The organism is Arachidicoccus terrestris, from assembly GCF_020042345.1.
GTDB lineage: Bacteria > Bacteroidota > Bacteroidia > Chitinophagales > Chitinophagaceae > Arachidicoccus > Arachidicoccus terrestris.
On record NZ_CP083387.1, the window covers coordinates 2,639,039 to 2,664,627 of the forward strand.

The window sequence follows — 25,589 nt, forward strand, 5'->3', positions numbered from 1 at the left end:
CCGACTATTGCATTGTGGCAAACTTCATCAAGGTCACAGTATCTAACTTTAAAACTTCTCCCGCGGTAACCTGGACATTATCTGTTGTGTCGTTATCGTATCCGGAGTCGGCATCCGCAAGGTAAATAAGCTGATAACTGCCTTCAGCAATGCCCCAGAATTTAAAGTATCCGGTACTATCAGGAATCGCACTCAATGTATCTGTTCCATTAATTGCCTGAACCAGCGCCTTGGCTTCCTCTGGTAAAACAACACCTTCCATGGCACCTCCGGCTTCTTTCGCAAAAGTCCGGATCACTGGTTTCAGAATGTATTGACCGCTGTTGCCGGCCTTAACAATAGAGCGAGCGGCATCAAAGTCAAGTACCAGGGCATACGGGATCCCGGCAACCAATTCGGAATGAATATTTAGTTTAAGCCCGGACTGCTGTCCAGATGGCGTAGACAACGGCACCGTCTCTCCGTTGTTGAGCACTAAGGAGTTATCGTCACCCAGCACTAAACGGATCTGTGAAACCGTTCCGGCAGGCAGGTCCACCCCAGCTAGTAGAGTGTCTGTTCCGTTTCTGAAATCTAACAGGTTATATAACCCCGGCCTGACCATTGGAACTTCAGTCCAGCCTGAGTCCTCATCAGTCAAGACTTCGGAAGATGTATTCACCATTACTTTTTGTATATCAAGCCATACAGCCTGATAGTCAGCCGGCGCGTCGGTCAGATAGACATCCAGGTGCGAATTGCCATTTCCCGACTCGTCCATGGACTTTCCACACGAATTGAACATTACAATGACCCCCAAAATACCTATTGAGGCCATAATGGAATAAAACCATTTACGCGTTTTCATAGAATTATACTTTTAATTTCAATTTCGATAGGCTCATTTTTCGTGCCAAATGAGAAAGAAATCACATAATAATATTTATTAATATTTGTAAGAAAAAGAAAAATAACACAGTGAAGCAAAAATTTTTTTTGCTTTGTGCCGGAAAGAGGTCCAATAACCATTTAGCTCAGTAGTGAGCGCTTGAATTATTATTCGGTGATTAGCCAATCGCGGGTATTTTATCCGGAACTGTCAAAATGATTGTGCGTTCAGGTCCGGGTATAATGCAATTTATTATTTCCAGCCTCCGCCCAGCGCGCGATATAGCTGTATGCGCGCACTTAAGAGGTCGGCTTTTAATGAAGCGAGATTCAGTTCACTATCCAGTTCATTACTTTGGGCGGTAATAACTTCCAGATAGGTTGCGAAGCCTGCTGTAAACAGCATTGCTGCACTATGTACCGCTTTTTGAGATACTTTCACCTGTTCTTTGGCTATAGAGAGTTGTTCGGTGAGTTGACGGACAGCAATAAGGGCGTTTCTGACCTCTGTGATACCACTGTATACTGCTTTCTGGAAGGCGATTTCTGATTGATCCCTTTGCAATTTAGCCACTTCATAATCTGTCTTTAGTTTTCTTTTGTGGAAAACAGGTTGGGTTAACCCACCAAAGAAATCGCCGAACAGGGCACCAGGGATATTAAACCAGTTTTTAGGCAGCATGCCGTCAGTTCCTCCTTCAAAAGTAATACTGAGGTTGGGGAATCTGTTGGCTTGTGCTACGCCGACAGAGGCATTGGCGGCCATTAGGTCGTACTCGGCCGCCAGGACATCCGGCCTGTTCTGCACGTAGTAAAGCGGAATCTCCTTATATAATGAATCAGAAGGGATCTCAGAGAGTGTAGTGTGCCTTCCGACATTAATACTCAGATCGCCGGTCAGTAATTTAAGTGCATTTTCCTGTACCCTGATTTCTTTTTTTAGCTGTGGGATCAATGCTTCTGCTTCCAGTACCTGGTTCTTAGTCTGTTGGACGGCAAGCGCCGTCACTTCTGCCGATTTGTACTGCAATTCTACCATTTTGAGGGTATTGCTACGCAGGTGATAGTTGCGTGTGGCGACCTGCAACTGCTCATCCAGCATTAACAGATTATAGTAAGCATCCGCGACATCTGCCACCAGTGCGGTCTGAATTGCCTTTTTTGCTTCAAAGGTTTCCAGATAATGAGAGCGGGCTGCTTCTTTTTCTCTTTTGATCTTCCCCCAAATATCGACCTCCCAATCCACTGCAACAGAACTGGAGAAGTGGGACTGAGAAACATACCAGTCTTTTGGCGGAGTCTTGCCTCTTCTGTCATACCAGCCACTGGAAGGGCTGGAGTAATAGTCATGCGATTTAAAATCTCGGCTTATTCCCAGGTTCAGATCTATATCCGGCGCATAAAGAGATCTGGATTGTCTATAGAGCTGATCCGTGATCTGAATATTTTTGATCGCATCCCGCAAATCAAGGTTGTTCGCAATAGCACTATCCAGAATTTTAAGTAAGGTAGAATCCTTAAAATATTCTTTCCAGGAAGGGATGGCTTCCAAGGAACGGTCAACAAGAGAATCCGGCAGTTTATAGACACTAGGCATTTTAAATTCAGGTTTCACATAATCTTTCGTCACTTTACATGCCTGCAATAGCACACTGCCGCAAATAACTATCAATGCTATACTTAATATATTTTTTTTTGTATTAATCTTCATTGCGCTGGAACTTTAATTTTAATTTTTCATCAAGGGTTCTGAAGATGATAAACAGTACCGGAATAATAAATATGCCCAGTAAAACACCTATAACCATCCCGCCTGCTGCACCATAACTAATAGAATGGTTGCCCTGTGCAGAAGGCCCTTGGGTCCACATCAGCGGAATCAGGCCCGCCACAAAGGCCAGGGAGGTCATCAAGATCGGGCGCAATCTAAGCGTTGCTCCCTGAATAGCGGCGTCATAGATACTCATACCAGCCTTTCTTCGCTGCATTGAATACTCAACCATTAGAATAGCATTTTTGGCCAAAAGCCCGATTAACATGATTAGACCAAGCTGCACATAGATGTTATTTTGCAGTCCGACCAATTTTACCGCGCCATATACGCCGACTAGCCCGACTGGTATAGACAGCAGGATTGCAAACGGCATAATATAACTCTCGTATTGCCCGGAAAGCAGGAAGTATACGAAGAGAACACTAAGTAATAATATGAAGGCGGTCTGCCCTGAAGAAGACTTCTCGTCCAGACTCATTCCGGTCCATTCAAGCTGATAATTGCCTGGCAGGGTCTGCTTAGCCACCTGCTCAACAGCATTCATAGCGTCGCCGGTGCTGTACCCTTTAGCCGGCGTTGCATTAATAGAGATGCTATTAAACAGATTATAACGGTTAACGACTTCGGGGCCCACATTTTTTTCCAATGTGATTAACGTATTGGCAGGTACCATCTGACCTTTGTCATTCTTAATATATATGGACTTAAATGATTCCGGCGTTTTTCTGTATTGAAAATCAGACTGGACATAAACACGGTACTGCCTGCCAAAGCTGGTAAAGTCGCTGGCCTGTGCCCTTCCAAAATAATCTCTGATAGTGGTCATCATTTCTTTTACGCTCACACCCAGTGCTTTGGCCTTAACGTAATTGATATCCATTACATATTGAGGAAAATTTGCCTGGAACGGCGTACTGGCGGAGAGTACCTCCGGCCTGTTTTCCAGCGTCTTGATAAAAGAATCCGACACATGGCCAAACTGTTGGAAACTGCCACCCAATCTGTCTTCCAGTACAAATTGAAGCCCGGCCACGTCTCCGAAGCCCTGAACAGTAGGTCTGGGGAAAACAGAGAAAGAGGCTTCATTGATTGTGGACAGGTCTTTACGGATGGTGTCCATAAATTCATTAATATCCTTAATACCTTTACGCTGGCTATGTGGATACATATTCAGATACCCTACTGCATAGGCGCTGCTGGTAGCCGCATCAATCGCATTGTAACCCGCAATGCTGGTCATGGTTTTGATCTCCTTATGCCGTTTTAATATACCTTCTGCTTTATTCAGGACTTCTGTCGTACGGGCCAGTGTGGCACCTGGCGGCATTTTGATCGTATAGGTAATAAACCCATCATCCTCATTAGGAATAAATGCTGTAGGAGTAGTGCGCATTAATAAAAAACCAATTAGAACCACTAGAATAAGTGCCGCAAAAGCAAATGGCTTTTTGCTGATTAACCATTTGACACAGCTGATATATTTCTGTGTCAATTTTTGCAGGCCTTCATTAAAATAATCGAAGAACCTGAATACAAAAGCTTTTGTTTTGGTTTTCCTGTCTTTTTCTCCGATCTCGGCTTTTGACAAGCCTGCCAACTCTTTTCTGTGTTCGTGATTAGGTTTTTTCAGGATCAGTGCCGAGAGCGCCGGACTCAGGCTAAGGGCGCAAAGGGCCGACAGCAGGATGGCGGTGGCCATTGTGTAGGCAAACTGCCGGTAGAACAGACCTGTAGGCCCCTCCATAAATCCAATCGGCAGGAACACGGCCGCCATCACCATCGTGATGGATAAGATCGCCGGAGTTATTTCTTTCATGGTCGCCAAAGTGGCATTTTTAGCGCTAAGGTTGGTGAGCTCCATTTTCTGATGAATGGCCTCTACCACTACGATCGCATCATCCACTACAATACCAATGGCCAGCACAAGAGCAAACATGGTCAGGATATTAATAGAGAATCCATAGACCAGTAGGAAGAACATGGTGCCGATAAGTGACACCGGTATGGCAATCGCGGGGATGATTGTTGATCTGAGATCCTGCAGGAAGATGAATACAATGATAAATACCAGGATAAAGGCTTCAAAAATGGTGTGCATAACCTGGTTGACGGATTCATCGACCTGATCGCGGACGCTGTAGGTAATATCATAATGTATGCCTGTCGGGAAATTCTTAGAGATCCTTTCCAGAATCTTTCTGACCTGAATATCGATTTCCCGGGCATTAGATCCACTGGTCTGGGTGATATTTAAGGTCAGTCCGGGATGCCCGTCCACGGTGTTATCCGCCCCTTCGTTGGACGCGCCTAGTTCAACGCGGGCAATGTCTTTCAGATATAAGATAGTGCCATCCTCATTGGTGCGAATGACCAGATTCTGAAACTCTTTTGGATTACTGAATCTGCCTTTATGTTTAAGAATCGTCTCGAAGGTCTCATCTGAGGTTTCGCCGAATTTGCCGGAGGCGATCTCGAAGTTCTGGTCTTTAATGGCTTTAATGACGTCTTGTGGCACCAGGTTATAGGCCGCCAGTTTATCAGGGATCAGCCAGACACGCATGGAGTAGTCTCTGGCACCGACCCTGGATACTTCTGCAACCCCATCTACCCGCAAGAGCTCTCTATTGATATTAATCTGGGAGAATGCCTGTAAAAAAGTCTCGTCATAAGCTCCCTGCCTATCTGTACTAAATAGGTTAATGGTCATAATAACGCCACTCTGGCGAGGCATGACCGTTATCCCAGATTCATTGACTTCAGAGGGGATTCGGCTGGCTGCCTTTGAAATACGGGTCTGAACATTTACCGATGCCTGGTCCGGATTGGTACCTGCTTTAAAAAATACGTTTATTTTACCAGAGCCAGAGTTACTGGCAGAGGACTGGATATAAGTCATGCCCTCCACACCATTAATCGCCTCTTCTATAGGCAGAATTGCGCTTTCTGCAACGGTTTCTGCATTTGCTCCCGGATAGGAGAGAGAGACAACGACACTTGGAGGAGCGATTTCCGGGAACCGGGTAACCGGTAACTGCTTGATGCCTACTAATCCGAGCAGGACAAGCAGTAATGAAACGACAGTCGCCAGTATGGGCCGGTGTATAAAGGTTTTCAGCATAACAGGATAATATTTTTCAGTGCAGGATAAATGACACTCACGAACGCAATCGGCGTCTATATGCCATCAGGTCTGCTTTTGGGATTGAATGGAGTCTGAACACTGGCTTTGGCAGAAGCAGCGGGTACCTGTGGAAACACCGGGTTGATCTTCATACCTTCAGAGATTTTATCAAAGCCTTCTGTGATAATAACATCGCCTTTCTTTAAACCCGAAGAGATGATGTACTTGTTACCTGCGCTACCCCCGATAGTAATCAATTGGCGTACGGTCTTACCTGCCGTATCGAGTTTCATTACAAATGTCTTGTCCTGTAAAGTAAGCGTTGCTTCCTGTGGAATAAGCATCTCGCCACGCTTGGTTTCTGTCATATTCAAGGTACCGGTATTACCGGCGCGGAGAATATTTTCTTCATTAGGAAAAGTTGCCCTAAGAGAAATCGCACCTGTATTACGGTTGACCTGGCCTGCTACGGCATCCACTAAGCCTTCATGCGGATAGGAAGTGCCATCCGCAAGTGTCAGTGTAACGGAAGGTTTGAAAGAAGAGAGATGTCCTGTATCGCCGGCGCTGAGCTGTTTTCTGGCTTCTTCCTTCTTCGCTTTGGAAAAGTGCAGAAAATCAGATTCACTCATGGAAAAATAAACATAGACTTCATGAACATCGGTAAGTACCGTGATCGGCTCCTTATCCTTACTGCTGACCAGGTTCCCGATTCTCTTAGGGATCCTGCCGATATATCCACTCACAGGTGCCTTAATGGTGGTGAAGTTCATATTGATTTTGGCACTGGCCACGGCAGCAGTTGCCTGAGCCAGCGATGCTTTTGCAATATCATAATCTGATTCGGCCTTTTTAAGGCGAACCGGAGAAATGACCTCATTTTCAACTAGCGGTCGGATGCGTTCTAATTCAATTTTCGCATTTTCCAGCTTCGCTTCCTCGACGTTTTCATTGGCTTCTGCATTATTGAGCAATTCCTGGTAGGATTGTGGGTTGACTTTGAAAAGATCCTGACCTTTCTGGACGAAGTCGCCTTCATCCACATAAATCTGATCTAATAAGCCTTCCACCTGTGGGCGTATTTCTACATTGACTTTTCCTTCAATCGTACCTAAGAATTCTTTGGCAATAAATGCTGTACCGGTGTCTACCCGGTAAACAGGCAAACTGATTTCTTTGACTTCCTCTTTGTCAGACTGCGAACCAAAAATACCACAGCTGCTCATCAGTAGCGCTGTGCATAAACAGGCGGTTAATAATCTTTTCTGTGCTCCTGTAAAAAAAGGAGCATATCTTTTTTTTCTTTGCATCAGGTTAATCTCGCTATTTTTTCAAGAAGTAGGAATGGCATAAAATCAAAAGCTATGCCTAAAGGAAGATAATTAGTTCTTTTTGATTTGTTTTTGTCAGAACTTGAAGCTTTTATAAAATATATAGCGACTATTTAACGGAAAATGCCCGATAATTTATATTATCGGGCATTTTCTTAACATAAAGTTTGATATGTCACTTAATTTGGAGAATCTTCCAAATCGGGCGGCAATGGCACGATTAAGGAATCTGTAACGGCAGACTGCTGTGCTGCTTTAGCTTCGTCTAACTTTTTAAATTGTTGTATGGTCGATATCAGCAGTGGAAGACTGTTTTGATTCTTATCCTTTAAGCGTAAAGTCATATCCATGGAAGAGTGATTGCCTTTGATGTTCGTCGCTGAAAGATCCACATCTTCAAAAGTCTGTATAGCAAGATGTAAAGAGGCTGAGTCTGAAGTCTTTTCGCTGGCGGCCATCTGGGTAAGTATGCCATTGATATCTGCATAGGCTACGCAGGTTTTGCCGGAAAAATCGACATTCTTAGGATATTCCATCTGGCCCGTACCCGAAACATAGGCCGTGGCAATGTCTTTGTCCGTGCTGAACACAATGGATTTGTCGTCTGAATGAAATGACCAGCTATCTTCAGCCTTCATGCCTTTAGGCACCCACTGGCCATTTATCTGCTCCACAGCCCCCATTTTCGCCATCGCACCCATTACCTTGTCAAAACTTGATTTATCGCCGATGGGAACGACGGTCAATATTTTGGGCGTGGAGGGAGCCATCGAGCTACCGGTAGCAGACTGCATTGCCAGGGCAATCTCTCCGGAAAATGCTTTGGCCACGTCATCCAGCGTGATGCCCAGATTCTTCATATAACCTTCGATCATGCTGGTAACACCGGCGTAGTCCAGAAAACTAAAAATCTGTTTGAGATTCAGTGAGACCTGAAACAGGCCCAGAGGTTTGCCTGGGAAATGGGCCAGTACCGCTTTATTGATATTTTCTGAGGGGTTCTTTTTGATAAGGTCCTCGACTGTTTTATTATAATAGCAGTCGCCGTTCATGACAATTTCGCCTTTTTCAAAATTCAGTGTCGCTCCCCAGTAGTTACCTTTGATCAGATCAGATATTTTGGTCATGGATAACATGGGAATGCCTGTCATTCCATCACGACTGCTGGAATAAATGCTGACATCTCCAGTGCCGTTGAGGATCTTGATCGCTGTTTTATCATCCGTAAGTGAAGAATCCTTTTTGATATGGAATAAGGAAGGTATCTGTACGGCTATATCTTTCCCCGCATAAAAAGTGATGATTTTATCATTCCATACGTATGCGGTATTATCGTCAAGCAATAAATAGCTGTAATCGTCCTTTTTGACGATACTCTTGTCCGGTTTAATAGTAACCAGTTCTTTTTCGAAGCCTGGTCTGTCACTGATTTGGCCGACAACACCAATTAAAACATCCTTGCCGGTCATCATGGACGATTTATACTTGAAAAAAGTTAAGACCGGAACTTTTAAATTGAGGTAGGGCAGTAGCGCAAATGAGCTATCCTGCGTTTTAAGTTCATTCATTAAGGAGTCCAGGTTAAAATTGCCGTCTTTTAGCTTGTCGTGCATTTGTTTGACATTAAAAGACAGGACAACATTGGCATCTTTAGGGATATAAGCCATCCCAGGATTGGCAGATTTATGACAGGCGCTGAATATCAGAGAGATAAATAAAATAAGCAGCGTGCCATAAAGAGATTGTATTCTTTTTTTCATCATGAATCGGGAATTTTTTAAAAGGCTTAACAGCTTTGGGTGAAGTTTTTGATATTTTCAGTAATCATCCAATACAAATGTAAAAAGATGTATTGAATAAAAGCGACTTAGGCAGGTTTAAATTACAATTTCGTCAAAAATAAAACGAGATTCGTATATTATATTATTATTTTATCCTTAAGTATAATCTATTTATCTATTTTTGTGCCTGCAAAAATCAAACGTTAGATTATCCGGGTTTTAAATTTTTTCAATGATCCAACCGCATACCTATATTCACTCGGGTGCAAAACTGGCCCCGAATGTAAAAGTTGACCCATTTTCCGTTATCCATCCTGATGTTGTGATCGGTGAAGGAACATGGATTGGCAGTAATGTGACCATTATGGACGGAGCCCGTATCGGGAAGAACTGTCGAATATTCCCTGGCGCTATTATTTCAGCGATACCACAGGATTTAAAATTCGACGGAGAGTCTACGACGGTTGAGATCGGTGATAATACGACCATCAGGGAGTTCGTGAGTATTAACCGGGGTACGGTGGACCGCCACAAAACCGTGATTGGAAGTAATTGTCTGGTAATGGCCTATAGTCATATCGCTCACGATTGTATTATTGGTAATCATTGTATTTTGAGCAATAACACGCAGCTGGCTGGTCATGTTGTCATGGGAGACTGGGCTATTATTGCAGGGATGTCTGCAGTGCACCAATTCTCAAAGATCGGGGCACACGCCTATATTGGGGGTGGTAGCCTGGTCAGTAAAGATGTGCCTCCATATATAAAGGCGATTCGCCAGCCGTTAACCTATGGTGGTGTGAATAGCGTTGGTCTGAAGAGAAGAGGATACACATTGGTGCAGATTAATGAGATTCTGGATATCTACCGTGTTATTTACAATCAAGGGCTTAATACAACCCAGGCCCTGGAATACATAGAACAAGAGTTTAGAGCCAGCGATGAGCGTGATGAAATTATCTCCTTTATCAGAGAAAGCGAGCGTGGCATCGTAAAACGTGGTACCAAAGGCGGTGCCATTGAGGAATGAGTTTCATGAATATTACCCTGGATAACGCTGGTAAAAGATTCAATCGTGACTGGATTTTCAGATCACTAAGCTACCGGTTTGAAACCGGTAAAGCCTACGCTATCATAGGGAATAACGGAAGTGGAAAGAGTACCTTACTGCAAAGTATCGGTGGCGCAACGGAGTTAAGTGAAGGAGCGCTTTCATGGCAAACTGCCACAGATAATTCAAATACAACCATCTCACAGGAACATATACATCGTTATTTAAGTATTGTTGCTCCCTATCTGGAAGTGATTGAAGAGATGACTGCCAGGGAATTTTTAGATTTTCACAGTAGCTTCAAACCATTACTCTCTGACTTTACCACTCAACAAGTGTTAGAAGCGGTACAATTAAAAAATGCGGCTGCCAAACAGATCCGCTATTTTTCAAGCGGAATGAAGCAGCGCATTAAGCTGGCACAGGGACTGTTTACAGATGTGCCGGTTATTTTGCTGGACGAACCCTGTTCCAATATGGACAGTGCTGGTTTTGAACTGTATCAATCACTCATCAGTCGTTTTACCAGGGATCGGCTGGTGATCGTCAGCAGTAATGATGCAGAGGAATATGGATTCTGTAGGGAAAAAATTGATATCCGGGATTATAAAAATTCGCCTGCAAACATTAAAAAGGAAATGTAGCTAAAATAGAAGCTTGTTAACCTATTGTTACAGCTCGTCGGTGAAGTTTTGTTCCAATGCTTTTAATAATTTTTCCAGATATTGCTGGTCTGTTGTATCAAAATGAGAGAGATACTCACTATCAACATCCAGGACACCGATGACCTTCCCATTAAAATGGAGGGGCAGGACAATCTCAGACTTGCTGGCACTACTACAGGCGATATGCCCCGGAAATTGATTCACGTCTTCAACGATCATCACTCTATCTTCCAGCCAGGCAGTTCCACAGACACCGCGACCGGGAGCGATTCGGGTACAGGCAATCGGTCCCTGGAAAGGCCCCAGTACTAACTGGTTGCGTCTGACGATATAAAAACCCACCCACCACCAGTTAAACTGCTCTTTTAAAGCGGAAGAAATATTCGCCATATTGGCGATCATATCTGCTTCTCCTGAAATAATTGCGCTAATCTGCGGTAGCAGGCTTTCGTACTTTTCTTCTTTCGTACCTTCTATAATGACAATGCTTTCTGACATATTGAATGATTGACCTGCAAAATTATATATTATAAGCTCATCATTTCCTTAAATTTTGCTGATTGCCTTCTGCTGACTTCTATCTTTTCACCATTCTTGAGTTCCAGTAATAAACCCCCATTAAAATAAGGCTCGATACGGGAGATCCATTTAAGATTGACAATGTGCTTGCGGTTGACCCGGAAAAAATGATGTTCGTCCAGCCTTTCTTCCAGCGCGTTTAGTGATTTTAGGATCAGGGGCTTATAGTTATCAAAATAAACTTTGGCATAGTTGCCGGCGCTTTCAAATAAGCGGACATCCGCCAACTTGACAAACCAGCATTTATCACCGTCCTTAACAAAGAATTGTTCGTTCTCTGTGAGCACGGTCTTGTTTTCTTTTTGCAGGGTCTGGACACCTACGTGTAAGGTCAGTTTCTGGATCGCTTCCGCAAGGCGCTTGGAGTCGATAGGTTTGAGTAGGTAGTCCAAAGCATTGACTTCAAAAGCTTTTAAGGCGTATTCATCAAAAGCCGTTGTGAAGATTACCTTGGGGGCGCTCATGAGTTCACTGAGCAGCTCAAATCCGTTTTTTCCCGGCATCTGGATGTCCAGAAAGATCAGATCCGGATTGTGCTCGTGAATTTTCTCGATGGCTTCTTTACTGTTTTGTGCTTCATCCAGAATCTCTATTTCGGGGTAGGCCTGCAATAGCTTCTTTAGCTCGGCTCTTGCAGGTCTTTCGTCATCTATTATGATTGCTTTGATCAGCATGGTTTGTGGGTTTTATGGATTAGCGGTTATTTCATGTTCGATAGCCGGGATTTTAATGTCCACGACAACCGTATCGTGATCGGATTGATAAATAGAGAAGCTGGCTTGATCTCCAAATAGTAATTGTAATCTGTTGCGGGTGCTCTTAATCCCAAAGCTATCGCTTTTTTCCCGCAGGACTAATTTTCCCGTATTTTCAATGCGCAGATGCAATATGTTGTTTTGCGCTGTCGCGGAAATCTCGATGACACCACCTTCGATCTGGTGACTGATACCGTGTTTAATACTGTTTTCAACCAAGGTCTGCAGCATCATCGGAGGTACCTGAAAATCATATGCTGCGGGCGCGAGTGACCACTTGACTTCCAGCCTTTCTTCAAAACGGATCTTCTCCAGTTCTAAGTAAGACTGTACGATCTCTATTTCTGAAGATAATCTGGTGGTGCTGATATTCTCTGCATGCATGCTGCTGCGCAGTAGTTTGCTGAGTTCGGTAATAGCGTACCGGGCCTGGTCCGGATTCTCATCTACCAAATACCGAATGCTGTTTAAGGCATTAAAAATAAAATGGGGATTGATATGTGCTTTGATGGTCTTCAGCTGCAATTCTTTTACGACGGATTCCAGCCTTGCCTTATCCAGAATCTCTTTATTGCTTTTAACAACATAGTGGTAGGCAAAATAAAGGAGGTTCCATATCAGGATAATCGCAAAATTACCAACCCAGACCAAAAACAGAAGTGATTCTTTATGAGCAGATCTGCTAGGCACTTTAAAGAAGACATCGATCGCCTGGCTGCAGATGGTGTTAATAAGAGAGACGATAATCGCCGAGACAAACAGAAATATGATCTGGCCGGATAAGCGTTTCTGCAATATGCCTAATCGAATGATAATAAATCGTAATATTGATGTGATCAGAATGAGGCAGATAACTTCCATTCCGCCTACCAGTAAAAAGTTGGGCAGAATCCGCGGTGCAATGCTCAGATACAGAAAGCTGACTATGACATAATAACAGAGCCATCCGAGGATCTGCACAGGCCAAAATATGGGAATCTTTTTCATCACTTTCCAAAGTTACATAAGATACCGGCTGATGACGTTGTTTTTACACCAATGGTTAATAGGCAGTACAAGGTGCTCTTGCTGCCGTAGTTGATTGAAAATGCCCGTTTTTTTAGAGATAACCTACCAGAACAGTCCGCAATACACAAGGTATCCGGGAGGATACTGGCATTATTTTGGCGATCTGACAGGTGGTTGAGCGCATAAATTGAGCATAAATTGCCTGAATTTGGCCGAATATTGTACTTTTACAGCTTCAAAGTAAACCTGGAATAAGCAAATGCAAATGCAGATCGAACCCGGCGCCTTACTGAAGACGATCAATAGTCCCGAGGACCTAAAGAAACTGGATGCTTCTCAGCTACATCAGGTATGTGAGGAGTTGAGGCAATATATTATTGATGTGGTAAGTGTCCACGGAGGGCATTTTGCAGCTAGTCTGGGTGTCGTTGAATTGACGGTAGCCTTACATTATATTTACAATACGCCTTATGATCAGCTGGTCTGGGATGTCGGTCATCAGGCCTATGGCCATAAGATCCTGACTGGCCGAAGAGATAATTTCTATACGAACAGAAAATATAAAGGACTAAGCGGCTTTCCTAAGCGCAGTGAAAGCCCTTATGATACTTTCGGAGTGGGGCATTCCTCGACTTCAATATCTGCGGCTTTAGGTATGGCCATTGCGGCTAAGTATAAAGCTGAGGATCGCAAATCTGTGGCTATTATAGGGGATGGGGCATTAACCGCCGGTATTGCCTTTGAGGCTATGAATCATGCCGGTGTCAGCGATGCGGATATGCTGATCATTCTCAATGATAACAACATGAGTATCGACCCCAATGTCGGGGCACTCAAAGAATATCTGACCGATATTTCTGTATCAAGGACCTATAATAAGTTTAAGGAAGATGTCTGGAACGCGCTGGGTAAACTGCCTATTGGGAAAGGCTTGACCCGGGCTATGGCCAGTAAGCTGGCTGATAGCCTGAAAGGTATGGTCAACAAAAGTTCCAATTTATTCGAATCCTTTAAGATCCGGTATTTTGGCCCTATAGATGGACATAATATTACCAATCTCGTGGCTACACTGAAAGAACTAAAGAAGATTCCGGGTCCTAAGATCCTGCATATTATTACAGTGAAAGGCAAGGGCTATGCCCCTGCAGAAAAGGAGCAGACTAAATGGCATGCACCCGGGCTATTTGATAAAATCACCGGCGAAATCTATAAAAAGAAATTTGAAGTCGCACAGCCTCCCAAATACCAGGATGTCTTCGGGCATACCTTGGTTGAGTTGGCTGAGCAAAATCCTTTGGTAATGGGTGTTACACCGGCTATGCCGAGTGGCTGTTCCATGAAATTTATGATGGAAGCGATGCCGGACCGGGCCTTTGATGTGGGTATCTGTGAGCAGCATGCCGTAACAGTGTCCGCCGGTATGGCTACCCAAGGGTTGAAGGTATTCTGTAATATCTACTCTTCTTTTATGCAGCGGGCGTTTGACCAGGTAGTGCATGATGTAGCTATTCAGAAGCTGCCAGTAATCATTTGCCTGGACAGAGCCGGTTTGGTAGGCGAAGATGGCCCAACACATCATGGCGCCTACGATATTGCATATTTCCGTTGTATTCCCAATATGGTACTCTCTGCACCCATGAATGAACAAGAGCTGCGCAATCTGATGTATACAGCACAGCTGGAGAAGACAGATTTTCCAATGGTCATTCGCTATCCCAGAGGCAATGGTGTTATGCCAGACTGGAAAAAATCTCTTCAGGAAATAGAGATCGGGAAAGGCCGCCGTCTGAAAGAAGGAAAAGACCTGGCAATCCTAACCTACGGGCATCCGGGTAATTTTGCCGCAGCAGCCATCAGAGAGGTGGCCGGCGAGGGAATAGAGCCTGCGCACTACGATATGCGCTTTTGCAAACCATTAGATGAGGACTTACTTCATGAAGTCTTCCAGAACTATGATAAGATCATTACGGTTGAAGATGGTACCGTTAAGGGTGGGTTCGGCAGTGCCATACTGGAATTTATGGCCACACACCATTATCAGGCTACGGTAGAGATCATGGGAATACCTGACAGGATCGTGGAACATGGTACGCCAAAGGAACTCATCGCGGAATCAGGTTTTGACACCACAGCCATCAGTGCTAAAATCCGTGAAATGCTTGCATCCTCGCAGGCCACAGCTAAAACGGAGGTGATCCGGTCGGATTATAAGCCTCAATCTTAGCGCTGTCAAACCAAAGTAGATAAGTTATACTCACCCGGGTGGTCAGACAATAAGATGCACAATCGCGGGGGATGATTTGTTTTTTCCTATGTATAGCCACATACCGTTGATGTATCAGGAGTCATACATTTTGAGGACATTTGTTCTAAATACTACATTTATCCCTGTACCTTTGCTGCAATTTCAATTTCCTTTATTTTTGATATTATACTATTATGTTACAGGTAGCATTATTAAGACAGGACCCGGAGGCGGTCAAGCGCAAATTAAGCATTAAGAATTTTCAGGAGATCAGCCTGGTGGACGAGATCATTCAACTCGATGATGAAAGAAAATCCACGCAAGCCAGATTTGATGAAGTCCAGTCCAAAATAAATGCTGCTTCAAAGAACATAGGTGCCTTAATGGCGCAGGGTAAAAAACAGGAAGCCGATACCCTGAAAGCAGAGATTACTGCGCTGAAACCGACACTGGAGCCTATTAAAGCCCGTTATACAGAGATCGAAGACACGCTTTTTAATAAATTAGTACTACTGCCTAATTTGCCACAGGATGAAGTGCCTGCGGGCAAAAGCGCAGACGATAATGAGATTGTTCGTCAAAACGGGGAGACGCTGCTTCCGGCGGGCGGTAATCAACCACATTGGGACCTGATTCAAAGTTACGAACTGGTTGACTTTGAGACGGGGGCGAAAATTACAGGAAGAGGATTTCCTGTGTATACAGGGCAAGGGGCTAAGTTCCAGAGAGCGTTAATCCAGTATTTTCTGGACTTTAATACCGAAGCAGGATACAGAGAGTTTATTCCGCCGTTTATGGTGAATGAGGCATCTGCTTTCGCTACCGGACAGCTGCCTGATAAGGAAGGACAGATGTATCACGTAACAGAAGATAATTTTTATTTGATTCCTACTGCAGAAGTACCCGTGACCAATATTTACAGAGACGTCATTTTGCAACAGGAAGAGCTTCCTCTTAAGCTTACAGCATATTCCCCTTGCTTTAGAAGAGAGGCGGGCAGCTTTGGTAAAGACGTACGTGGACTGAATCGTGTACACCAGTTTGAAAAGGTCGAGATTATTCAGATTACGCATCCGGATAAATCTAATGAAGCGTTCCAGCAAATGGTGACTCATGTAGAAAAACTATTACAGTCACTGGAATTGCCTTATCGGATTCTCAGGCTCTGTGGCGCAGACATGAGTTTTACCAGCGCGGTTACCTATGATTTTGAAGTATTCAGCGGTGCGCAGGAACGTTGGCTGGAGGTGAGTAGCGTCAGCAATTTTGAGACCTATCAAGCCAACCGCTTAAAATGCCGTTTCAAAAATGAGGCGGGCAAGACGCAATTGGTGCATACCCTGAACGGAAGTTCACTGGCCTTACCAAGAATAGTCGCAGCCTTGCTGGAAAATAACCAAACGCCCGTCGGCATCCGCATTCCTCAGGTACTGAGACCTTATTTTGGCAAGGAGCTGATCACTAAATAGATAATGATCCATTTATTTATCGCAGTTAAGGATAAAGCAGGTATTTACTGCGAATCTTTTTAAAAGCAGTGAGTCCGGGTTCCCATGAGGCCCGGATTTTTTCTATCGGTGTATGGGCGATAATTTGCTTTTTGAGCGCATAATTGCCGGCCAGATAATCGAAATTGCCCATTTGACTACTTTGGCTGTGGTCAAAGAACTTGCTTTTATCAGGGTAAGCTTCATACAGCTCGATCAGCCATTCCAAATGTATTTTGCCGGACTGCCTCAACGTCCCAATATCAAATTTCCTGAGATCCAGTCCATAACAGTCTTTGTCTTCATGTAAAGGGTGTTCACTCATGCCTTTAATCCCTTCCGGTTTAAAAGAAAAATCATACTTGCCTTGCAGGGCGGGCGCGCCTAGTACCGTAAAAGGAAAATAGGTGCCCCGGCCCTGGCTGATAATCGTCCCCTCAAACAGACATAAAGTCGGATAGAGCATGATGCTTTGCTGGGTATTCAGATTGGGAGAGGGAGCGACGGGTAAAGTGTAGGCCGTATGGTGATCATAATTTGCAATCGGAATGATCTTTAGATCACAATGTAGGTCACTGCCCAGCCATCCTTCCCCATTGATCATTTGGGCAAATTCGCCGATGGTCATTCCATAAGCAATCGGAATCGGAAACTGTCCGATTCCCGACTTAAGCCGCATATCCAATATTGGCCCATCGATTAAGTAGCCGTTTGGGTTGGGGCGGTCCAACACCAATAAAGGTTTATTGTATCTGGCACAAGACTGCATAACATTGCGTAGTACATTGATATAGGTGTAGAACCGGCAGCCAACGTCCTGGATATCAAATATAAAAATATCTACATTGGCCATGTCCTGCTGGGAAGGGCTTTTCTTCTTTCCATAGAGAGAGATGATGGGAATACCTGTTTTGGCATCCGTTTCATTACCAACGACTGCGCCGTTGCTGGCGTTGCCTCTAAAGCCATGTTCCGGCCCAAAAACCTTAACTATATCAATACCTAATGCTAGTAGACTGTCTACCAGAGATTCTCCGCCAATAATAGAAGAGGGGTTGGCCAGAATAGCCACACGCTTGCCTTTCAGCAGGGGCAGATACCGTGCTGTCTGGTCTGCTCCGGTAATGATGGACTTGCTGCCGCCGGTCCCGTTGGTTTCATCCGGATGTGCAAGAGATTGAGCATGAAGGCCGGATGTGAATAAGGGGTTTATCAAAAAAAAGCCCAGACAGAGAAGGATATTTGCAATAGGTAACCGCGAGGTATTTTTCATCATTTTACTTTTGTTTTGCGTTGACTAAAATTAATGAATACTTCCCATATATCACCTTTTAGGCGGTCTAAGCTGGGAGAGGACAAAAAGACCAGATCTTCCAAAAGTGCTAATTGGCGAGGATATAGTGATTTGCCCTAACTTTGCCATTATGAATATACAAGACGATTTAATACAAAGATGGTGGCAGTTGGAGCAGCGGTTAACAGAAAAGTTTGGTAAAAAGCCCGATCTTGAATCTATATTATTTTTAATAGGACTACAGGAAACCGGATTTATACAGGAGAATATCTCTAAAGAACAAAAGCAGGATCTGATGCATGTAGCACTATGTACGGTACTGATGCCCAGCGGGTACTATGAACTGGACCATACTGATAAAGACGGCTGGCCGCACTTTAGACAGCTCAAAGAGCATACGGCACAGCCACTGATCGAACAGGAGAATCTCCTGAAAGATCATGTGTTGTTCTATTTTCAAAATGAGGGATTGATCTAGTGCCGGTTTGCGTCCAAGGAGCAGGAATCACCACTCAAATAACGGATTTTCCTTTCTTCTAAAAAAATAGGGCAATTTGTAACGACCGCTTATCTTTATCCAATGGTGCTGACTGATTCATTTAAACTGGCCTTTCAGACGGTTAAAAGCAATAAGCTGCGAACCGGCATTACGGTGACTATTATTGCCTTGGGCATCATGGCTTTAATCGGTATCGTAACTTCCACCACGGCTATTAAAGATAAGATGCGCTCCAGCTTTTCGTCCATGGGGGCCAATGGCTTTACCATAACCTATAAGGATAGGGCGCGCTTTGGCAACCAAGTCAAGGAAAAGTCCGATGATGGTAAGCTGCATAAAAAATCTAATCTGGATAAGCCCATTAGTCTGCAGGAAGCGGAGTTGTTTAAATCAATCTTTAAATTTCCAGCAGTCGTGAGTATCGCGCTTGATGCACAGGGCAGTGCGGAACTACACTATAAAAATATTAAGACCAACCCTAACGTAGGGGTGAGCGGCGGAGACGAAAACTATTTGACTGTCAATGGATTTACGGTAGCTTTCGGTAGAAACCTCAATACCGCTGATGTACGGTCCGGACGAAATGTCTGTCTGCTGGGCAATGATGTAGCCAATAAACTTTTTGGCGGGAGGCCGGCAGCTGCCCTGGATAAAACAATCTTGGTCGGGAGCAGACCTTACCGGGTGATCGGCGTTTTGGCGGCTAAAGGGTCCGGCTCCAGGGGCAGCCAGGATAACTTTATTCTGACCTCTTATAATAATATCAGAAGAGCAAGATTAAGTGCGGCCAACTCATTTTCAATGGGAATTGCTTCCAACAATGTTCAGCAGGTCAATCAAGCCGCTGAGCAGGCCTTGGCTACTTTCAGGAGGGTCAGAAAATTGCAGCCCAATGAAGCAGATAATTTTGTCATCAATAAAAGTGATGAGCTGGCGGAAAGGCTGATCGGGTCGCTGGGCGACATTGAAGGCGGTGCAGTTGCCATTGGGTTTATTACGCTGGTAGGCGCTGCCATCGGCCTGACCAATATTATGTTGGTAGCTGTTAGTGAAAGAACCAAAGAAATTGGCCTGGTAAAGGCTATCGGAGGCAAAAGAAAAGATATTCGCCGGCAATTCCTGTTCGAATCTACAATTATTAGCCTTTTGGGTGCATTGATCGGGATCGTATTAGGTATTCTGGTCGGTAATCTGTTTGCTGCATTTATGCAAACGGGGTTTGTTGTGCCTTGGGGCTGGGTGACCCTGGGGGTGATTGTCTGCTCTGCCGTGGGGCTTTTAGCCGGATTATATCCTGCAATAAAGGCCTCTCGTTTGAACCCGATCCAGGCATTACGCTATGAATAAGGCCCTTGTGGCCATAAGTCAGACTTAACATTTTCGGTTCAGTTGCCTTTAAATGGAAATTTACTCTTAACTTCTTGCTTATTTTCTAATTACCTTTTGTTATCTTCGTGGGTTATTAGCCTAAGCTAATTAGCTTTGGGTCACCTTTTATTTAACAAAAACTTCAATCAAAATAAAATGACGTCGGAATTGATATTTGAGGCTATCGTAGCCATCGTTGGCGTGGTAGTGGGAATTATAGCAGGTAAATTTATTTTTGCAAAAGACAACCGCAGACAATTAGAAGAAGCAGAAAACAAGGCTAAGGGTATTGTAAAAGAAGCACATTTGCGTGCAGAAACCATCAAGAAAGAAAAGCAGCTCGAAGCAAAAGAAAAATTTGTTCAGTTAAAAGCGGAGCATGATAAAGAAATCCTGGAAAGAAACAAAAAGATCGGTGATATTGAAAATAAAATCAAACAGAAAGAAAATTCTATTAATCAAAAAGAAAACTCACTGGATCGCCAGATAAAAGAAAATAACGTGATCAAGGACAATCTGAATAAACAGATTGAAGTGGTCAATTTAAAGCGTACTGAACTTGAGAAACACCAGGAGGAACATATTCGCAGGCTGGAAAAGATTTCTAATCTTTCTTCAGAAGAAGCCAAAGCGCAACTTATTGAGAATCTGAAAAGTGAAGCCAGGACCCAGGCCCTCGGGTTACAGCAGGATATTATTGAAGAAGCCAAGCAAAAAGCGAATAAGGAAGCACGCAAAATTATTATTCAGTCTATCCAGCGCACAGCCGCTGAGCAGACCATTGAAAATACCGTCACCGTATTCAATCTGGAAACAGACGAGGTCAAAGGTCAGATCATTGGTCGGGAAGGGCGTAATATCCGTGCTATCGAAGCGGCGACCGGTGTGGATCTGATCGTAGATGATACGCCAGAGGCCGTTATTCTGTCCAGCTTCGATCCTTTGCGTAGAGAAATTGCCCGCCTTTCCTTACAGCGCCTGGTGTCCGATGGCCGTATTCACCCCGCCAGAATTGAAGAGGTGGTTGAGAAGACCCGCCGTCAGCTGGAAGAACAGGTGATGGAGATCGGAGAAAGAACGATTATCGAGTTAGGTATCCACGGATTACACAAAGAACTTGTCAGAATCGTCGGTAAAATGCGCTTTAGGTCTTCCTATGGTCAAAACTTGCTGATGCACAGCCGGGAAACGGCAAACCTTTGCGGTATTATGGCCTCAGAGCTGGGGTTAAATCCTAAGCTGGCTAAAAGAGCCGGGTTATTGCACGACATTGGTAAAGTGCCGGACGAAGAAACAGAATTAAGCCATGCGCTTTTAGGGGCGAAACTGGCTGAAAAATATGGCGAGAATCCAGCTGTTGTGAACGCCATTGGCGCCCACCATGATGAAATGGAAATGCTGTATGTCATCTCCCCCATTATTCAGGCCTGTGATGCCATCAGCGGTGCCAGACCCGGTGCCCGTCGTGAGATCATGCAGCAATATATTCAGCGTATCAAAGATCTGGAATCTCTGGCTCAGGGCTATACCGGCGTGGAAAAAGCCTATGCCATCCAGGCGGGCCGTGAACTTCGCGTAATTGTTGAGGCCGATAAAGTAACGGACGAAGACTCCAATAAGCTTAGTTTTGAAATTGCGCAGAAGATACAGACAGAAATGACCTATCCGGGCCAGATCAAAGTGACAGTCATCCGCGAAAAAAGAGCAGTGAATGTTGCCAGATAAGGCAGTAAATCAATAAGTTGCATGGCCTTTCTGTAAGTTATAGAATCATAATAATAAGCCCTTCCGGTTTTGTTTCAAAATCAGAAGGGCTTTTTTCTGCAAACAATACTGGTTGACAACTGAGCCCTACGAGGTAATATACGCTCCCTTTCTATGTTATTTTGCCATTAACACATACAAAACCTTATCCTTTAATACTGATTGAGCCAATTATTTAGTACCTTTGCGCCCTTAATATAAAATTATTTTAATGGACATCAGAAACATTGCCATAATTGCGCACGTTGACCACGGTAAAACCACACTGGTAGACAAGATCTTGCATACGACAAAAGTATTTCGCGAGAACCAGGAATCAGGTGAACTGATCATGGACAATAACGATCTGGAACGAGAAAGAGGGATTACCATTTTTAGCAAAAACGCTGCAGTTAATTATAAAGGCATTAAAATTAACGTTATCGATACACCGGGCCACTCTGACTTTGGCGGTGAGGTCGAAAGAGTCCTGAAAATGGCAGACGGCGTTATATTACTGGTGGATGCTTTTGAAGGTCCAATGCCACAGACCAGATTTGTATTGCAGAAAGCTTTGCAACTCAACCTGAAACCTATTGTTGTTATCAATAAAGTTGACAAACCGAACTGCCGCCCCGATGAGGTACATGATGCAGTATTTGAACTGTTCTTTAATCTGGATGCAACAGAGGAGCAGCTTGACTTTCCTACTTACTATGGTAGTGGCAAGAACGGTTGGTTCAATGATTCGCTTACTGAGATCGAAGGTATCGAGCCACTGATGGACGGTATTCTTAAACACGTTCCGGAGCCCGTTGTTAACGAAGGCCCACTGCAGATGCAGATCACTTCCCTGGATTATTCTTCTTTCCTGGGTCGGATCGCTGTAGGTAAAGTAACCAGGGGTTCGATCAAAGAATCTCAGCAGATCGCGCTGGTACAGGCAGACGGCTCGGTCAAAAAATCAAAAGTAAAAGAACTTTATGTGTTTGAAGGTATGGGTAAACGGCGCGCTGAAGAAGTCGTAGCCGGAGATCTCTGCGCGGTTGTCGGACTGGAAGATTTTAATATTGGTGACACCATTTGTGACGCTGAGGTACCCGAACCATTACCCGTTATTGCTGTGGATGAACCTACCATGAGCATGCTATTTTCCATTAACACGTCTCCGTTCTTTGGCAAAGAAGGTAAGTTTGTCACTTCCAGGCATCTTAGAGACCGTCTGATGAAAGAAACAGAGAAAAACCTAGCCTTGAAAGTTGAGGATACAGACAGTGCGGATAGCTTCCTGGTATACGGTAGAGGGATACTTCACCTGGGCGTGCTTATCGAGACCATGCGCAGGGAAGGGTATGAACTGACGGTAGGACAACCGCAGGTATTGGTGAAAACAATAGATGGCAAAAAGAACGAACCTTATGAAAACCTGGTAGTAGACGTACCGGCAGATTTCAGCGGGAAAGTAATTGATCTGGTTACACAGCGTAAAGGAGAAATGCTGATCATGGAAAGTAAAGGAGAAATGCAGCACCTTGAATTTGAGATTCCGTCCAGAGGCCTGATTGGGCTGCGTTCTCAGATGTTAACCAACACAGCCGGTGAAGCAGTAATGGCACACCGTTTTGTAGACTATAAACCATGGAAAGGTGTAATCCCCGGTAGAAATAACGGCGTACTGATTTCCAAGAATATGGCTACGACCACTGCTTATTCCATAGATAAATTACAGGATAGAGGATCCTTCTTTGTAGATCCCGGAGAAGACGTCTACATCGGGCAGATCATTGCTGAGCATATTAAGCCGGGTGACCTGGTTGTCAACGCGACGGAAGGAAAGAAGCTGACCAATATGCGCGCCAGTGGTAGTGATGATTCTGTACGGATTGTCCCTAAGATCCAGATGACCCTGGAAGAGTGTATGGAATATATCCAGGACGATGAATGTATTGAAGTGACGCCTAAGCATATCCGTTTGCGTAAGACGCTCTTGAATGAAGAAGACAGAAGAAAACAATCCAAGAGCATGAAAGCCTAAGCTGCATGCTTAGCGCCTGCATCGCTGCAGGATTGAATCAATAAGCATTTAGATGAAGATTCGGTTTGAATAGAAAAGAAAGCATCCTATCAGTATAATCTGCAGGATGCTTTCTTTTTACCCGAATTGGCAAAATAAGTTTTCTGATCAATTGCCATTCAATATATCGGATTTCTGAGCGTCGATCTTGCCATAAAAGCTCATTTGGTCCCGGTTGACACTTTGGACCTGTAACGTACAATATCCGTTCTGAGAAATGTTTAGCGTCATCTTGTCGGCAGATTTCTGGTTGTTGACTTTGATGGTTACAACATAATAGCCTCTTTTTGATTTTTCATAATTATACTTGAAAGCGGTTGTTTCAAAATCAATGCCCCCTTTGGAAGGATCCATCTCTGCATGATAAGAGCGACCATAAAAGGGCAGGTGCACTTTGAGAGAGTCTTTGGTGACAGATAGGTAATACCCGGGCCCTAATTGACGCAACTGTTGTCCGCTTCCGTTCGGCAGAATATCCAGTACGCCCACACGCAGCGGATTGGCACTGGTCGCATTATAAATAAAGTTACCTGCCTGCACCAAAGTGGCGACCTTCTCTTGTTCTGCTGTTTTTTCTATATTGCTTTTAGTCGTACTACAGGCACTGATGCTGATAATGGCCAGGCTGATCAGTGTGATTATTGCTGTTTTCATCGAAAGAGGTTTATGTATTAAAGTTAGTCATTATATTCCTAACCCACAAGCAGATTAGGGCAAGCGCCCTATTGCGGCGGTAAATGCACAAAAAAAGAGGGCCGGCAGCGATTTAACGTGTCTGACCCTCTTTTAAGTTGAATATCAACTGTAATATTGGCTCCTTGGTGATTAATAATCTCCAAGAGGTGTTTCCGGTAATTGTTTCAGTGCGCTGGCCAACTGCTCATCATTAGGTGCAATACCATGCCATTCATGGTGACCTTCCATAAAGTCAACACCTTTACCCATAACGGTTTTCATCAGTATGACCACAGGACTACCCGGCTTAGCTGCCTGTTTAGCTTCCTTTAGTTTTGCGGAGATAGCAGCAATATCATTGCCCTGTTCAAGTACGAATACCTGCCATTTAAAAGCCTTGAATTTGGCGGGCAAATCCCCCAGATCCATCACTTCTTTGGTGGGACCGTCGATCTGCTGGCCGTTCCAGTCAACTGTCAGTATCAGCCTTTCTACATCCAGATTAGGGATAGCCATAATTGCTTCCCAGTTCTGGCCTTCTTCCAGTTCTCCGTCACCACAGAGCGCATACACATAATTGTCATCCCCATTTTGTTTTTTAGCCAGGGCTGCACCCAGGGCAACACTTATGCCTTGTCCCAGAGACCCGCTGGCAACACGGATACCCGGAAGGTGCTCATGGGTTGTAGGATGTCCCTGAAGACGGGAGTTAATCTGGCGGAAGGTCGCCAGTTCCTTTACGTCAAAATAACCGGCACGTGCCAGAGTAGCGTAGAACACAGGAGAAATATGGCCGTTGGACAGGAAGAAGATATCTTCTCCGATGCCATCCATATCAAAACCTTCTTTGCGTTTCATAACGTCAAAATACAAGGCTGTAAAATAGTCAGCACAACCCAGAGAACCTCCCGGGTGCCCACTTTGACAACCGTGTACCATTCTGACGATATCACGACGAATCTGCGTTGCTGTCTGCTCTAATTGTTTAATATCTGCCATTTCAATGTAGTCTTTTTGTTTTAATACTTTTTTGTTCAATGATTTTTTCAGGTTCGAAGATAACGCATTTTAGTTTAATGTGTCGTCAACAACCGAACTGATTTATGGTGATTTCTATTGCAAAATTAAACCTGGGATTATCCTCCCCGTTTTTGAGACCTAAATCGCCTTTAAGCGAACGGTTGTTTTGCAAAATAGCCGGTAGGGGTACATTGTAGTAGGGCTCCGATACCATCCGTTTTACTAATTATTTGGGAAAAAATCATGGCACAA

19 protein-coding genes are annotated in these 25,589 nt (G+C 44.2%); 8 read left to right on the forward strand and 11 right to left on the reverse strand.

Features of this window, described 5'->3' with window-relative positions; translation table 11 throughout:
* Positions 1-4 precede the first annotated feature (4 nt).
* The 5 genes from K9M52_RS10230 to K9M52_RS10250 all read right to left on the reverse strand — a co-directional run bounded on the left by K9M52_RS10230 (position 5) and on the right by K9M52_RS10250 (position 8,856).
* On the reverse strand, positions 5-847 hold the full coding sequence (locus K9M52_RS10230) for a DUF4382 domain-containing protein (protein ID WP_224068330.1): 843 nt from the start codon (positions 845-847) through the stop codon (positions 5-7).
* Positions 848-1,120: 273 nt separating this feature from the next.
* Entirely contained in the window at positions 1,121-2,578 is a 1,458-nt protein-coding gene (locus tag K9M52_RS10235; RefSeq protein ID WP_224068331.1) for an efflux transporter outer membrane subunit, read from the reverse strand.
* On the reverse strand, positions 2,568-5,759 hold the full coding sequence (locus K9M52_RS10240) for an efflux RND transporter permease subunit (RefSeq protein ID WP_224068332.1): 3,192 nt from the start codon (positions 5,757-5,759) through the stop codon (positions 2,568-2,570). The genes K9M52_RS10235 and K9M52_RS10240 overlap by 11 nt, the downstream gene beginning before the upstream one ends.
* A 56-nt stretch (positions 5,760-5,815) precedes the next feature.
* A complete protein-coding gene (locus K9M52_RS10245; protein WP_224068333.1) occupies positions 5,816-7,072 on the reverse strand; it encodes an efflux RND transporter periplasmic adaptor subunit in 1,257 nt (418 codons plus the stop codon).
* Between the two features lie 200 nt (positions 7,073-7,272).
* Positions 7,273-8,856, reverse strand: a complete 1,584-nt coding sequence (locus K9M52_RS10250) for a DUF4836 family protein (protein WP_224068334.1) — start codon at positions 8,854-8,856, stop codon at positions 7,273-7,275.
* Between the two features lie 250 nt (positions 8,857-9,106).
* Here K9M52_RS10250 and lpxA point away from each other — a divergent pair, with 250 nt between their 5' ends.
* Both lpxA and K9M52_RS10260 read left to right on the forward strand, forming a co-directional pair.
* On the forward strand, positions 9,107-9,904 hold the full coding sequence (gene lpxA / locus K9M52_RS10255; RefSeq protein ID WP_224068335.1) for an acyl-ACP--UDP-N-acetylglucosamine O-acyltransferase: 798 nt from the start codon (positions 9,107-9,109) through the stop codon (positions 9,902-9,904).
* 5 nt (positions 9,905-9,909) lie between these two features.
* Complete coding sequence (locus tag K9M52_RS10260) at positions 9,910-10,569, forward strand: ABC transporter ATP-binding protein (protein WP_224068336.1); 660 nt, start codon at positions 9,910-9,912, stop codon at positions 10,567-10,569.
* A 27-nt stretch (positions 10,570-10,596) separates the two neighbouring features.
* On the opposite strand, the gene K9M52_RS10265 is transcribed toward K9M52_RS10260, so the two are convergent.
* The 3 genes from K9M52_RS10265 to K9M52_RS10275 are packed head-to-tail and all read right to left on the reverse strand — an operon-like array spanning position 10,597 to position 12,911.
* Entirely contained in the window at positions 10,597-11,088 is a 492-nt protein-coding gene (locus K9M52_RS10265) for a GAF domain-containing protein (protein WP_224068337.1), read from the reverse strand.
* A gap of 29 nt (positions 11,089-11,117) precedes the next feature.
* The gene (locus tag K9M52_RS10270) at positions 11,118-11,843 is read right to left on the reverse strand and encodes a LytR/AlgR family response regulator transcription factor (protein WP_224068338.1); all 726 of its coding nucleotides are present in this window, start codon (positions 11,841-11,843) and stop codon (positions 11,118-11,120) included.
* 12 nt (positions 11,844-11,855) lie between these two features.
* A complete protein-coding gene (locus K9M52_RS10275; protein WP_224068339.1) occupies positions 11,856-12,911 on the reverse strand; it encodes a sensor histidine kinase in 1,056 nt (351 codons plus the stop codon).
* 286 nt (positions 12,912-13,197) lie between these two features.
* On the opposite strand from K9M52_RS10275, the gene dxs reads away from it, so the two are divergent.
* Together dxs and serS are read left to right on the forward strand one after the other, a co-directional pair.
* Positions 13,198-15,156: a 1-deoxy-D-xylulose-5-phosphate synthase gene (gene dxs / locus K9M52_RS10280; RefSeq protein WP_224068340.1), complete on the forward strand. Its 1,959-nt coding sequence runs from the start codon at positions 13,198-13,200 to the stop codon at positions 15,154-15,156.
* A gap of 215 nt (positions 15,157-15,371) precedes the next feature.
* The gene (gene serS / locus K9M52_RS10285; RefSeq protein WP_224068341.1) at positions 15,372-16,646 is read left to right on the forward strand and encodes a serine--tRNA ligase; all 1,275 of its coding nucleotides are present in this window, start codon (positions 15,372-15,374) and stop codon (positions 16,644-16,646) included.
* 25 nt (positions 16,647-16,671) lie between these two features.
* Here serS and K9M52_RS10290 read toward each other — a convergent pair whose 3' ends face one another.
* The gene (locus K9M52_RS10290) at positions 16,672-17,940 is read right to left on the reverse strand and encodes an exo-beta-N-acetylmuramidase NamZ family protein (RefSeq protein ID WP_224068342.1); all 1,269 of its coding nucleotides are present in this window, start codon (positions 17,938-17,940) and stop codon (positions 16,672-16,674) included.
* 148 nt (positions 17,941-18,088) lie between these two features.
* Between K9M52_RS10290 and K9M52_RS10295 the strand changes: the two genes are divergently transcribed.
* The 4 genes from K9M52_RS10295 to typA all read left to right on the forward strand — a co-directional run bounded on the left by K9M52_RS10295 (position 18,089) and on the right by typA (position 23,603).
* A complete protein-coding gene (locus K9M52_RS10295; RefSeq protein ID WP_224068343.1) occupies positions 18,089-18,436 on the forward strand; it encodes a hypothetical protein in 348 nt (115 codons plus the stop codon).
* 102 nt (positions 18,437-18,538) lie between these two features.
* On the forward strand, positions 18,539-19,804 hold the full coding sequence (locus tag K9M52_RS10300) for an ABC transporter permease (protein ID WP_224068344.1): 1,266 nt from the start codon (positions 18,539-18,541) through the stop codon (positions 19,802-19,804).
* A gap of 177 nt (positions 19,805-19,981) precedes the next feature.
* Positions 19,982-21,550, forward strand: coding sequence for a ribonuclease Y (gene rny, locus K9M52_RS10305; protein ID WP_224068345.1), 1,569 nt, complete (start codon positions 19,982-19,984; stop codon positions 21,548-21,550).
* A 250-nt stretch (positions 21,551-21,800) separates the two neighbouring features.
* Positions 21,801-23,603 (forward strand): translational GTPase TypA, encoded by a 1,803-nt coding sequence (gene typA, locus K9M52_RS10310; protein ID WP_224068346.1) that lies wholly within the window; start codon positions 21,801-21,803, stop codon positions 23,601-23,603.
* A 147-nt stretch (positions 23,604-23,750) separates the two neighbouring features.
* Here the strand turns inward: typA and K9M52_RS10315 are convergent, their stop codons facing one another.
* Together K9M52_RS10315 and K9M52_RS10320 are read right to left on the reverse strand one after the other, a co-directional pair.
* On the reverse strand, positions 23,751-24,296 hold the full coding sequence (locus K9M52_RS10315) for a DUF4251 domain-containing protein (protein ID WP_224068347.1): 546 nt from the start codon (positions 24,294-24,296) through the stop codon (positions 23,751-23,753).
* A 171-nt stretch (positions 24,297-24,467) separates the two neighbouring features.
* Positions 24,468-25,316, reverse strand: coding sequence for a transketolase (locus tag K9M52_RS10320; protein ID WP_394369812.1), 849 nt, complete (start codon positions 25,314-25,316; stop codon positions 24,468-24,470).
* Between the last annotated feature and the right edge of the window lie 273 nt (positions 25,317-25,589).